The 13,358-nt window shown below is 45.9% G+C and carries 12 protein-coding genes; 8 read left to right on the top strand and 4 right to left on the bottom strand.

All coding sequences use genetic code 11. The annotated features are described in order from the left end of the window. Nucleotides 1-111: 111 nt before the first annotated feature. The 3 genes from MZO41_RS05255 to trpX are packed head-to-tail and all read right to left on the bottom strand — an operon-like array spanning nt 112 to nt 2,784. Entirely contained in the window at nt 112-894 is a 783-nt protein-coding gene (locus MZO41_RS05255; protein ID WP_003642726.1) for an ABC transporter ATP-binding protein, read from the bottom strand. Next, entirely contained in the window at nt 881-1,789 is a 909-nt protein-coding gene (locus MZO41_RS05250) for an ABC transporter permease (protein WP_003642727.1), read from the bottom strand. The genes MZO41_RS05255 and MZO41_RS05250 overlap by 14 nt, the downstream gene beginning before the upstream one ends. Continuing rightward, nucleotides 1,786-2,784 (bottom strand): tryptophan ABC transporter substrate-binding protein, encoded by a 999-nt coding sequence (gene trpX / locus MZO41_RS05245; protein WP_128650838.1) that lies wholly within the window; start codon nt 2,782-2,784, stop codon nt 1,786-1,788. Before trpX ends, MZO41_RS05250 begins: the two co-directional genes overlap by 4 nt. 618 nt (nt 2,785-3,402) lie before the next feature. Here trpX and MZO41_RS16790 point away from each other — a divergent pair. From MZO41_RS16790 to MZO41_RS05210, 8 genes are all read left to right on the top strand, one after another. Continuing rightward, a complete protein-coding gene (locus tag MZO41_RS16790) occupies nt 3,403-3,537 on the top strand; it encodes a hypothetical protein (RefSeq protein WP_013355770.1) in 135 nt (44 codons plus the stop codon). A gap of 670 nt (nt 3,538-4,207) precedes the next feature. After that, complete coding sequence (locus MZO41_RS05240; RefSeq protein ID WP_013355769.1) at nt 4,208-5,083, top strand: homoserine O-acetyltransferase/O-succinyltransferase family protein; 876 nt, start codon at nt 4,208-4,210, stop codon at nt 5,081-5,083. Nucleotides 5,084-5,085: 2 nt separating this feature from the next. Next, nucleotides 5,086-6,372: an O-acetylhomoserine aminocarboxypropyltransferase/cysteine synthase family protein gene (locus tag MZO41_RS05235; protein WP_003642732.1), complete on the top strand. Its 1,287-nt coding sequence runs from the start codon at nt 5,086-5,088 to the stop codon at nt 6,370-6,372. A gap of 50 nt (nt 6,373-6,422) precedes the next feature. After that, the gene (locus MZO41_RS05230; RefSeq protein ID WP_058906798.1) at nt 6,423-7,697 is read left to right on the top strand and encodes a homoserine dehydrogenase; all 1,275 of its coding nucleotides are present in this window, start codon (nt 6,423-6,425) and stop codon (nt 7,695-7,697) included. A 150-nt stretch (nt 7,698-7,847) separates the two neighbouring features. Then, nucleotides 7,848-8,744: a DegV family protein gene (locus tag MZO41_RS05225; protein ID WP_003644677.1), complete on the top strand. Its 897-nt coding sequence runs from the start codon at nt 7,848-7,850 to the stop codon at nt 8,742-8,744. 605 nt (nt 8,745-9,349) lie between these two features. Further along, complete coding sequence (locus MZO41_RS05220; protein ID WP_013355767.1) at nt 9,350-10,324, top strand: ketopantoate reductase family protein; 975 nt, start codon at nt 9,350-9,352, stop codon at nt 10,322-10,324. A gap of 189 nt (nt 10,325-10,513) precedes the next feature. Beyond that, the gene (nagE, locus tag MZO41_RS05215) at nt 10,514-12,502 is read left to right on the top strand and encodes an N-acetylglucosamine-specific PTS transporter subunit IIBC (protein WP_011101814.1); all 1,989 of its coding nucleotides are present in this window, start codon (nt 10,514-10,516) and stop codon (nt 12,500-12,502) included. Between the two features lie 196 nt (nt 12,503-12,698). Continuing rightward, nucleotides 12,699-13,040 carry a hypothetical protein gene (locus tag MZO41_RS05210; RefSeq protein ID WP_003642737.1) on the top strand — a complete coding sequence of 114 codons (342 nt, stop codon included), beginning with the start codon at nt 12,699-12,701 and terminating at the stop codon, nt 13,038-13,040. 110 nt (nt 13,041-13,150) lie between these two features. Here the strand turns inward: MZO41_RS05210 and MZO41_RS05205 are convergent. Continuing rightward, nucleotides 13,151-13,358: transposase (locus MZO41_RS05205; RefSeq protein ID WP_143443987.1), on the bottom strand; the 208-nt coding region annotated here is incomplete at its 5' end.

The following is a 13,358-nucleotide window of genomic DNA, read 5'->3' as shown; positions in this document are numbered from 1 at the left end:
ACTAAAATAAATTGTTCACAACTAAAACGGTTACAATTAGCTGCAAAAAAACACCCAATCATCAAAAAATTGATGACTGGGTGTCAGTATTAATAGGGATGGACTTAATGATTATTCAATAATATCGAAGAAACTTAGCAACTTTTCTTTGGTCAATTGGGCTTTTTCCTCATCACGAACATCATACTTAATCTGGCCCTGATCAAGGACAATCAGGCGATTACCATAGCGAAGCGCATCGTCTAAATGGTGGGTGATCATCAGACACGTTAACTTTTCCTCCGTGACCCGTTGATTCGTTTGTGTCATTAGTTGAGCGCTGGTCTTAGGATCGAGTGCGGCTGTGTGTTCATCTAGTAACAAGAGATCAGGGCGCTGCTCGGTAGCCATTAAAAAGCTCAGAGCCTGGCGCTGCCCCCCAGATAAATTTTCTGTTGCCGTGTTGAGCCGAGCTGAAAGACCGTTGCCATCCATCGTTTCCGTTAAGGCTTGAAAGTGGGGCAGGTGCTTTTTCAATTGGCGTAATTTTAACGTACGTCGCTTACCACGTTGGCTGGCAAGCAGTAAGTTTTCGGCAACGGTCATCCGGGGTGCGGTGCCCATCTTGGGGTCTTGGAAAACGCGCGCCAGGAAAGCGGTCCGCTTTTCAACGGATAATCGGGTGATGTCCTGGTCACGTAACTGGATGGTGCCACTATCAACCGGTAACTCGCCACTGATCGTGTTGAAGAGGGTCGACTTACCAGCACCATTTGAACCAAGTACGGTAATAAAATCACCATCATAGACGTCTAAGTTCAGGCCCCGCAAAATTTTGACCTCATTCGGGGTTCCCGAATTAACTTTGGTCACGATATTTTTTAATGATAATAATGGGGCACTACTGTTCGTCATAACGGGCCACTCCCTTCTTTAAAACGTGATTAAGATGTAGAACTTTACTGAATTGCGGTAACATTAAGCAGATTGCCAGAATTAATGCGGATAACAGGTTCATGTCGTTGGTGTTGAAGCCCAGTTGGAGGACTAACAGGCGCACGAACTGATACAAAATACTGCCGAGGGTAACCGCAACGAGTCGTTGATTCAACGTTAATTCACCAAAGACAACTTCACCGATGATGATCGAGGCTAGCGCAATTACGATGATTCCGATTCCCATGCTGACATCGGCATAACCGTTATTTTGCGCAATTAATGCGCCGCCCAGGCCAATGATACCGTTAGAGACCATCAATCCCATGATGGTCATGTTATCGGTGTTAATACCAATTGAACGTGCCATTTCACGATTGTCACCAGTGACAATGAAGGCTTGGCCGAGGTTAGTTTGCAAGAAGACAATCAGAAGCACGGTAATGATACTGATCACTACTAGGCCAACAAAGACGCTGTCAAAATATTTAGGCAGTGATTCCAAAAAGTGATTAGAAAAAATAGTTTGTTTGCCTAGCAATGAAACGTTGGAACTGCCGCCCATAATGCGCAAATTGATTGATAAGCACGCGGTCATCACTAGAATCCCGGCTAAGAGAATGGGCACTTTACCCTTGGTATAAAGTAGGCCGGTGACCAGGCCGGTAATCGCGCCCGCAACGAAGGCTAACAGGGAAGCGGTAACGGGGCCCATTCCATGGCTAATCGCCATGACAGCAGTGGCCGCACCGAGTGGAAACGTCCCTTCGACGGTCATATCAGGAAAATCAAGAATTCGAAATGTCAAAAATAATGCGACGCCTAAGGTTGCCCACAAGAGGCCTTGGCCGATACTCGATACGATCATACTCATTTGTAAATAACCCCTTTCACTTTGGCTTCTTTAAGGACACTTGCTGGGAACTTGATGCCGAGCTTTTTAGCTTCACTTAAATTGATGGTCATCTTACCCTTAGTGATGACTTTGATTGGGTAGTCGCTAGTTGCTTTGCCCTTTAAAACTTGGGCTGCCATTTCACCAGTTAGTTTACCAAGTTGATACTGGTCAACGGATAAGGTTGCGAGCCCGCCCGCTTTAACCATCGTATCAACGGCTGGAATGACTGGTACCTTAGCCTTATTTGTAACGGAGACTAGCGTTTTCATGGCACTTGCGACGCCATTATCTTGCGGCGCATAAACGGCGTCGACATTGGCGGCCATGGTTTCAGCCACTTGCTGCATATCGTTGGTGTTAGAGATAGTATATAACTTGTATTTCACACCTTCTTGTTTACAAATCCGTGCAAACTTTTTGGCGTTATATTCACCACCATGATCTGAAGTGGTGTAAATAATTCCGATTGTTTTAGCGCTGGGAACGAGCTTCCGCAACAAGTCTAAGTGGGATTTCAATGGAGATTCACCAGAAGTCCCCGTAATATTGGCACCGGGATGTTGGTCGCTTTTAATTAGGCCGCTACCCGATGGATCAGTAATACCTGCTAACATAACAGGGGTTTGCTTGTTAGCCGCAGAAGCGAGGGCCTGCGCGGCGGGGGTGGCAATTCCGACTGTTAACGCGGCGTTTTCGTTCATGAATTTTTGGCTCATGGTTTTCAAGTTACTTTGATCGCCCTGGGCATTTTGATAGTCGATTTTGACCGTCTTGCCATCGACATAACCATATTCCTTTAGACCAGCGACCACGCCACGATGAATCGCGTCGAGTGCGGGGTGGGTCTGGAGTTGAAGAATGCCGACCGTCGGCACTTTCTTTGTACTGGTCGTCTTCGTGGCGGTGGTTTTGCCTGTCATGACAAAGGCCACTCCCAGAAAGACGATCAAGGCACTAATGAATGCAATCATACGTTTCAATCTAATCACCTCAAAAAATTTCTTAAGCTCGGGCAAGTTCAAAGCCAATAAAAAAGGGCAAACCAGTAAGCTCTGGTTTGCCCTTTACGGAACCGAAGCCTGCTGTGTTAAAACCCATGCAGACTTCTTTGAATATCAAAGTGAGCCGGCACAGATACAAACTGTTTGCCAGATTGTATCCGTGTGGACGGCATTACAATCTGAACGGCCGGCTTTGCCATGAACTGTTCAAGTTAGTAACTGACTTTGACATGCTTGGTTCCTCGCTTTCGTTATTGAATGAGTTCAGTATAGGCAAAGTCGAAAAAAGTGTCAAGGATAAATTTCACCAAATATTAAAATTTGTGGTGAAAATCTTGTGAGATGCGGATGCTTGGTCGTCGGCATTTGTTCGTTCTAGTCCGACCTCCGGGGCGGGGTGCCAATGGCTGGAACGCAGCCGACGTCGATTTAAGCCCGAGCAAAACCCGCCTGGTCTCAAGCCTGTGAGGGGCCACGGTTGAAGCCGAACATTGTCTAGTAACGGATTAATACGGTTTTGACATTAGTATGTTGGCGTAGCAAGCACAGAATTTAGTGGTACCGAACACGTTTCGGGAAACCGCTCGAATGGCTGATGAACGACCACCGAGCTTAGTGCAACTTATCGGTGCCTATTTTGATACTGGCACTTTAAACAAAGCGTTAGGTTCATTAAAGCATTCTGTTGAGAGATTAAATCTTACTACACCGATTCAGGATTAGTGAGCTATCTCAATATCACTTTCAGTCTGACAGTTGATTGACAAAATAACTGTTTATAAAAAGCAACGACGAATTCATCAAAAGTTGAGTACATCTTTGTCCGCCATTCGAATACTATCCCGACTGGAAGACGTTCCGGCAATTGGCAGAAATGCCTGTAAGTTGGCTTAGGACGAACCAGCAAAGCATGTTTACGCTAACTTGCACGTTTTCCAGCGGGCCTAAGCTGGCTGCTTTTGATTTTAGTTATTCAGCAAGTTTTGAATAAGCATTCAAGTAAAACATAACGAAAAAACAATAAAATGAGTTGACAATGAATAAAGGCGGTGTTAAATTAGTTTTAAATTAAAAAAAGATTAAGACGTTGAAGAGAAGAGTAATCGCATCACTGATTTGCAGAGAGCTTCGTAATGGTGAGAGAAGTATTCAGGAGTGCGGTGAAGATGAGCTTGGAGTCATGATGCGGGTCGTAGTGGCTACGCATGCGGTGGCAACCGATATATTGCGGGGTTTCCTAGATTTTTCAGGGTACTCGTCGAGGTTGTGATCGTGAGATGGCAGCGAACAACGGTGGTAACGCGAAAGCTTTCGTCCGTTAGTTTCTAACATATTAGAGACTAATGGATGGGAGCTTTTTTTTGTTTCAATACAGGTGAGAGGGAGCGGTTAGATGACAGTCACAGCAAATAATGGATTATTAGCGGCCCGTGGAGAATGGGCGAACGCAACGTGTCAAGAAAGTCATCAGGCACAACAGATTTTAATTTTAAACTTGATGCCGACTAAGGTAACGACGGAGCGGCAGTTCCTAAAGCGTTTTGCAGCCGGTAACACAGATGTGGCTGTGACGTTTATGTATCCCGCGAGTCACCATTTCAAGAGCCTGCCACAAGCAGTGGTCGCGGCACATTACGTGACGTTGGCTGATATTCAAGATCAGTATTTTGATGGCTTGATCGTCACTGGCGCGCCAGTTGAGACGTTACCGTTTGAAGCAGTCGATTACTGGAACGAATTGTTAACAATCATTGATTGGTCACGACAGCACGTTAGCCAGACTTTATTTGAATGCTGGGCAGCACAAGCAGGGCTATACGCACAGTTTGGAATCGCAAAGCGTGCCGTTGCTCACAAGATATTCGGTATTTATAGTGCGACTAGTACTGATGTTAAGTCACCGCTGATTAGCGGACTGAATGCTGGAGGCTTACTAAAAATGCCACAGTCACGGCATACAGCACTAGTGATGCCGGAACACTTACCCGCTGGATTGCAGGTTGTCGCTGACAATCCGAAGGTGGGACCGCTCGTCTTATCTGCCCCCAAGCTGCACGCGGTCTATGTGACCGGTCATCCTGAATACGAACGCCGCACACTTGCCGATGAATATTTGCGCGACCGACGTAAGCACTTGCCGATTCAGTTACCTGAACATTACTTTGCTACTGAACAATTAACAACAGTTGATTACAGTTGGCAAACTTCAAGCAATCAACTGTATCAAAACTGGTTAGCAACTTTGAATTTAACGAAAGTAGGTTATTAATTATGACAACAACGAATCCTGAAAATTATCACTTTGAAACGTTACAAGTCCATGCGGGCCAGACGGTTGATGAAACGGGCGCACGGGCCGTGCCAATCTATCAAACGACTTCATACGTCTTTAAGGATGCCAAGCAAGCTGCGGGTCGCTTTGCCCTGACTGATGCCGGCAATATTTATACACGACTGACGAACCCAACGACGGACGTGGTCGACAAACGAGTGGCCGCCTTGGAGCACGGGACGGCTGGGGTAACGCTCGCAACGGGTTCTGCTGCGATAACCGCGGCAATTTTAAACATTGCGCAACAGGGGGATGAAATTGTGGCGGCCAACACCTTGTATGGTGGGACCTATGACCTGTTTAGCGTGACGTTAAAGAAGTTGGGCATCACAACGCACTTTGTTGATCCTGACGAACCGGCAAATTTTGAGACGGCAATTAACGATCATACTAAGGCCTTGTACGTTGAAAGTATCGGTAATCCTGGCATTAACTTAGTTGATTTTGAAGCCATTGGAAAAATCGCTCATGATCATGGCATTATTTTTATTGTTGATAATACCTTTGGGACACCATACCTAGTTCGGCCACTTGAACATGGGGCCGACGTGGTCGTACATTCAGCAACTAAGTTTATCGGTGGTCACGGGACGACCATGGGTGGCGTTATTGTTGAAGGCGGCCAATTTGACTGGCGTGCGAGTGGCAAGTATCCAGATTTCACAACGCCAGATCCGCAATATAACGGCCTCGTTTTTGCCGATTTGGGCGGGGCAGCCTTTACGACTAAGGTCCGGGCGGAAACGCTGCGAGATACCGGTGCAACTATCAGTCCCTTTAATTCCTTCTTGTTGTTGCAAGGTCTAGAATCCTTGTCATTGCGAGTAGAACGACACGTGACCAATACACGCAAGATTGTTGCCTTCTTAAAAGCACATCCAAAAGTTGCCTGGATCAATTATCCAGAACTGGAAGATAGCCCGTACCATGACTTAGCAACTAAGTACTTCCCGAATGGGGTTGGTTCGATCTTCACCCTGGGCTTGACTGGTGGCGAGGCTGCTGGTAAGGCATTAATTGAACATCTACAACTCTTTTCATTGTTAGCAAACGTCGCTGATGCTAAATCATTAATTATCCATCCCGCTTCCACCACGCATGCGCAATTAAATGAACAGGAATTGTTAGCAGCTGGTGTAACGCCTGACTTGATTCGAATTTCAGTAGGTGTCGAAAATGCCGATGATTTAATTGCTGATTTGGATCAAGCATTGGCACAGGTTTAATAGGTCGGAATGGTCGATGATTGAAAGTATGTGAAACGGAGGGTGCGACAATGACAATTGAAGTGGGCATGTTAGGGTTAGGAACTGTGGGTAGTGGGGTGGTTGAACGGTTGACCCGCTCGGCTGCCAAAATTGAACAAACGCAGGGTATTCGGTTGCACCTAGCAGCAGTTGCCGTTAATCATTTGAACGCGCCTCGGACTGTTCAGTTACCGATTGGGACGCGCTTGACCGATTCATTAACGAACGTTGTTTGTGACCGAAAAATCCAACTAGTCATTGAAGTCATGGGGACGGTCGCAACTGCTAAAAAGGCCATTGTGGCAGCACTTAATCAGGGTAAGGCTGTCGTGACCGCTAATAAAGACTTAATTGCAACGGCGGGACCTGAATTGGCTGCGTTAGCCAAAAAACAGGGCTGTGATTTATTTTACGAGGCTAGTGTTGCGGGGGGAATTCCGATCTTGCGGACATTAACAGATAGTTACGTGACGGACAATGTGCAGGCGGTCAGCGGAATCATCAACGGGACGGCTAATTATATGCTAAGTGCAATGGCAACCGGGCAATCGTACGAACAAGCTTTAGCTACTGCACAAGCAGCCGGGTACGCCGAAGCTGATCCGACTAATGATGTTGCGGGCATTGATGCGGCATACAAATTGATGATCCTCAGTCGCTTTGCTTTTGGGCAAGAGTTGAGCCTGCCGCAGATTGCACCCACGGGAATCACGCATTTAAGCGCTTCGGTTTGTCGATTAGCAGCTGAAAATGGCTGGCAGATTAAATTGCTCGCGCAGATTCAGCGACACGGATCTGGTTTGTATTGTCGTGTGGCGCCAGTGGCCGTGCCGGTTGATCAACCCCTGAGTCAGATCAATGGGGTCCAAAACGCTGTAGCTGTTCAAAGTGAAGCCATTGGTACCAGCTTGTATACCGGACCGGGTGCGGGAAGTACGGCGACGGCTAATAGTGTTCTAAATGACGTCTTAGTAGCGGCCAAGCACCTTATCAATGGTTATCGAATGATTCGTAACCAGAAAAGAAGTGTCTCGTTAACGGTCACTCGATTTGACCAGTTACCACAAACATACTTAGGCATTGGTCCGGTCGCACCAGAAGCCGTGAAATATTACGCTAATGAAGCTGATTTCTCAGTAAAAACGATTGCCGATGATTGTTATCAGATTACTGGATTAAGTGCGGTGAAACGCAAAAAGCTGCGTGCGAACTTGCCACTGACTTTGATACCAATTGCCGGTACAACGGACTGGAAGCAAGTGACCGAAAATTCAATAACATCTCCCATAAATGTTGCAATTTGAAAAAGAATGCTCAGGTACAGTATACTGTATCTGAGCGTCTTTTTTTGATGCTAAGTTCCCATGGGATATCCATGGCTAAGTGGATGAGCTAATTGAAATGAGTTAGCGAGACGTGGCAGTTGGTTGACTGACACGATGAGGAGTGAAATTATGAAAATTGCGGTGGTGACCGAAAGTTCTGCTAATTTAAAAGCGCAGGCGGTGAAAGACTACCAAATTACGGTGGTGAACGACCCGATTATGTTCGGTAATCATGTTTACCACGAGAACGTAGATATCACGACGGATCAATTTTACCGATTACTAAAAGTTGAAAAAGAAATTCCAACGATTTCTCAAATTTCAATGCCAGAGATGCAAGTCGTTTTTGATCAGCTGCAAGCGGCGGGCTATGACCAAATTCTAGTTATTGGGTTGAGTAGTGGTATCAGTGGCTGGATCAATAATTTGAAGACCTATGCGCCGTCAGTTGACGGTATTGACGTGCGGGTGTTTGATTCACGAACTGCTTGCGCGGGGACGGCGAACATGGTGAAGCTGGCTGCGGCCATGGCATTGGCGGACTATACCTTAGATGAAATTATTGCGCAACTGACGCGCTTGCGGGCGGCTACGACGACGGTCTTAATCGTTAACTCGATGCGCCATCTAGTTAAAAATGGCCGGATTTATAACAATAGTAGTCTGGCCGGAACGATGGTGTTGCGCAATAAGCCGATTATTACGTTCAATGGGCATGGGAAGATTCAACTTTTAGGTAAGGAACGGACGCTTAAAAATGCACAACAGGCTGTTCAAGATGAATTTAGTCAGTTTGTGATGAACAGTCAATTACCAGTTCGGCTGGACGTCATCAGCGCTAATGACGCGCAGATTGCCGAAGATTGGGCGAGCGAACTACGTTATCAGTTTCCAGCAGTCCGGGTCAAGACTGGGGTTATCGGTCCAGTTTTAGGCGTCTTGACTGGAGACCATGCGCTCGGAATGATCTGGTCATTAGATTGGAAGCCATTGTTGACGACCCTCAATCAGGAGCAAAAACAATAGGCCGTTGGGGTTGCCCGTGTGCGGTTTGCTGATGATACTGTCGTATACAGACAGCTGGGTTTTAAAAAAGTTTTGCATCGAAGGTTGACATTTTACTAAAATGATATTATGGTTATAACATTAAAACTTGATGAAAAGCTATAATGCTTTAAGGAGTAACTGACTTGTGATGCTCAGAAAGCGCCGTTGCTGTGAAGGTGTGATGACAAGTGAGTAAAAGTTAAAGGATTGGCGTGAATTTTACGAGATTCACTGGTAGCACCCATTATTGTGCACGCGTTTAGTTGTTGTGAACGCGATGAGTAGCCGGATGTGAGTTCGGTTAGCAATAAGGTGGTACCGCGCGTAAGCGCCCTTTGGATAATTTGATCGATTATTCAAAGGGCGCTTTTTCGTCAAGTGACACATAGCATTATTTTTTAGTTAACACATAGTAGTCATTATTTAGGTCGCGCATCGCGGTTAATCATCGTAAACACATAGTTGTTCGACATCACGTGACAGCACATAGTAGATCGTAAGCACGGGCCCGTTTATTGGAAAAGCACTGAAGCGAGCGGGGAACATATACACATAGTGGGCAAGACGAAAGGATGGTTTTACTTATGAAATATGGCATTATTGGCGCAGGCGCAATGGGATATCGGTATGGTGTAATGTTACAAGAAAACGCCGGTGTTGACGTTGATTTTATCGACACGTGGGAACCAAACGTCGCAAAGGTCCGTGAGCAGGGCGGCGTTGATGTGGCGCGTGATCATCAAAATCACCATGTCGTTCCAATCAATATTTATTATCCTGAAGAATATCAGGGTCATCCAGATGTTTGGATTGTTTTTAAGAAGCAAATGCAGTTAGCCGATGAGCTCAAGCGCGATGCGTCGTTATTTCATGAGGACCAGTACGTTTTCGCCGCAATGAACGGGATGGGGCACTTTGAAAAGATTGCACAATATTTCCCAGAAAATCACATTATTGGTGGTACGGCGATGATTGCAACGGTCTTGAATGGTCCGGGTACGGTTGATTTTATGGGGCCTAAGGGTAGTGAGGCGATGCATATGAGTAAGTATGCAGGTCATATTGATACGACTACCAAGCAAGTGATGGCCGATTTTAAGGCGGCTGATTTAAATCCGATTTGGTCTGATAATTTTATGGGCATGTGCATGTCCAAAGTTGTGTTTAACGCGGTCACCAATAGTTTGTGCACGATGTTCGAGATTCAGATGGGCCAATTCATCGAATATCCGGGCGTCAAGGATATGGCGACTCAAATGTTCAACGAAGCCTATGATGCTTGCGAAAGGGCAGGCATCAAACTCATTGAGACGCGGCAAGAAGAAATCGACTCGGTTGAAACGGTCAGTCGAGCCTATAAGTACCATTATCCATCAATGTATCAAGACTTCTCAAAGGGACGGCCAACCGAAGTTGATTATATTAATGGCTATATTGCTAAGATTGGGCGGGAACATGACTACGTTTGTCGCGTGCATGAGTTTGTGACTCACGAAGTCCATTTAGCAGAAATGATGCGGCAATACCGGCACCCGGAAATCCCCGTTGCTGAAAAATAAGATTATTAATGAAAAAGTTCTGAGTATTTTCAGAACTTTTTTTGTGGGCGGAAAAACTTAATTTAGTAAGGTTGAAATCGGTTTCTTTAACATTGGTCTATACACTTAGGTGACCTTGTAAACTTGCAATGAAAACATGTTGTGATAGGATTTATAACGTGCTTAAAAAGAGAATGAGGAGAAATTGGTATGAAGACATATTTTCAGAAAATCGGTCAGTCATTGATGCTACCGATTGCAACGTTGCCCGCAGCAGCGATTTTGGTTGGGATTGGGAATTACCTGCCAAAACAGTGGCTGTTTGCAAATTACTTGATTCAGGGTGGTAACGTTGTCCTGAATAACTTAGCCTTGCTGTTTGCAGTCGGCTTAGCTATCGGGATGTCAGTCAATAAGGACGGCGCGGCAGCTATTGCTGGTTTGATCGCGTTTGAAGTTCCGGTGATGGTGTTAAAACCAGCGACATTAGCGACGATGCTGAATGTTAAAGTGAGTCAGATCAATCCAGCATTTAGCGCGTTAGATAACAATGTGCTGATTGGAATCAGTGCTGGACTGATTGCGGCTGCGCTCTATAATCGGTTCCACGAAGTAAAATTACCAATGGCGCTCTCATTCTTTAGTGGTAAACGCCTAGTGCCAATTATGGCTGCTTTTGTGATGCTGATTGTGACGGCGGTATTGTACCTTGTTTGGCCGTTTGTCTACGATGCCATCGTCCTCTTTGCAACGGGAATTTCAAAATTAGGTTTCGTGGGGGCTGGTCTATATGGCTTTTTCAATCGTTTATTGATTCCGACTGGTTTGCACCACGCCTTAAATTCCGTATTCTGGTATAACGTTGCGGGGATCAATGATATTGGCAATTTCTGGGCCAGCCATGGTGTTAAAGGAATCACAGGGATGTATGAAGCTGGATTCTTCCCAATTATGATGTTTGGCTTGCCAGCTGGTGCGTATGCAATTTATCGTAATGCACGACCGGAACGAAAAAAAGAAGTGGGTTCATTGATGTTAGCTGGTGCGTTTGCGTCGTTCTTTACGGGGGTGACCGAACCGCTTGAATTTTCATTCATGTTCGTGGCATGGCCGCTCTACTTATTACATGCCGTTTTTATGGGACTATCATTAGGATTCGCCGCGTTAATGCACTGGACCGCCAGCTTTTCGTTTAGTGGCGGGTTAGTCGATTATTTATTGAGTTTTCGGATGCCGTTAGCCAACCAACCCTATATGTTACTGGTTCAAGGGCTGGTGATGGCCGTCATTTATTACTTTGGTTTTGACTTTGCAATCAAACGGTTTAATTTGAAGACGCCTGGTCGTGAAGTTGTGTCTGCAGATGTCGATGGGGTGGGTGCACCTGCTAGTCCAGCGGTGGCCGTTGCAGCAACGGATGATAAGTATATGCGCCAAGCAAAGCAAATTTATGCAGCTATTGGTGGTCATGACAATATTAGTGTGATCAACAATTGTACGACGCGGCTGCGGTTACAACTTAAGGATACGGAAAAAGTCGATCAGCCGGCCGTAATGGCTGCTGGCGTGCCTGGTTTGAACGTACTGGATGTTCATAACATTCACATTGTGATCGGCACGGAAGTCCAGTTCGTCGCGGAGGCTTTACAAAAATTATTTTCTGGTCAGGTGGCGACGACCCCGGCATCTGATGCTGAATCAAAGGCCCCGGTTGAACCGCAAACTGCTACTGTAACGGAAGCGCCGGTGACAACGATTTTGCGGGCACCGGCAACGGGACAATTAATGCCGATTAGTACGGTTGCGGATGAGACGTTTGCTGGTAAACTCTTAGGTGATGGTTACGCTGTTGAACCCGAAGATGGTGAAGTCGTTGCTCCGGTTAGTGGGACAGTGACAAGTGTCTTTCCGACCAAACACGCTATCGGTTTGAAGACGACGAGTGGTTTAGAAGTCTTATTACACATGGGGATCAATACCGTGGAAATGAATGGTACGCCGTTCAAGTTACACGTGGCAACGGGTGACGAAATTGCGGCCGGTACTGCGGTAGCGACGGTTGACTTGGCTGCTATCAAGTCAGCCGGTAAAGCGACAACCATGATGGTCGTTATCACCAATATGGATCACGTTAACAAACTAACCCTTAATCCAACTGGTCATGTGACTAGCGGTGATTTGATTGGCGCAGCTGAATAAGTTACGCGCTGTCGACGTTGGGTTTATTGAAAAAGTTTCGTCTAAATCTTTTCGATTTAGGCGGAACTTTTTTTGTCGCATTGGTTATCGAGGCAACGGATGACAGCAAATGAACAGCTTGATGCGGGGACAGTGCGTTTGATTGCTTCCCGCTGACTCCCACGATATACTATTGGCATTATAGGGGGGCGGTAACATGATTGACGAAGTATTAGTATTGAACTCAACGCCAACGGGGATTTTACAGAATTCAGTTTCAGGAAGCATGGTGATTGACGCGGCACTTGATGCACGACTAGTCAAGCGACTAATGCAGGCGCTAACTCAATCGATGCTTAAGGTCAGGGTTGCAACCGCGGACGACTTACCGGTGACCGACCACCAATTGCTGGTCGTCAGTCGACCAGTGGCAGCCGTGTTGGACTTACAAGCTAGTGCGCGAGTTCTGATTTATCCAGAAGCAACGGGACTGACAGCCGCTGGAATGACACAGCTAGCAGTGCAGATTGATCAACGATTGACTAAAATATCCAGATAACGATCAAAAAACGCCCAGGGCAGTTGTTCGCAAGTTACTGAACAGTTGCCCTGGGCGTTTTTAAGGGTCTCTGTCAACCGGTGTTGATGAAGTTATATTTAGAATCCAATTCATTTACGAATTGGGTTCTTTTTTTCGATTTTGATTTTGAACTCAATTTGAATTCGATAAATAAAGTTTTGCCAGTTCTTGTAACCATACGCGGTTCTTTTGATTTGCTTGATTTTACGGTTCACACCTTCGACGGGACCATTTGATAATCGGCCGGTAGTCATATTTTTGATGAGTTGCCGGTTCTTGATAAAGCTTTTAATATTG

This window comes from Lactiplantibacillus sp. C232 (assembly GCF_023806725.1).
GTDB lineage: Bacteria > Bacillota > Bacilli > Lactobacillales > Lactobacillaceae > Lactiplantibacillus > Lactiplantibacillus plantarum.
This window is presented reverse-complemented; position numbering and strand designations above follow the sequence as displayed.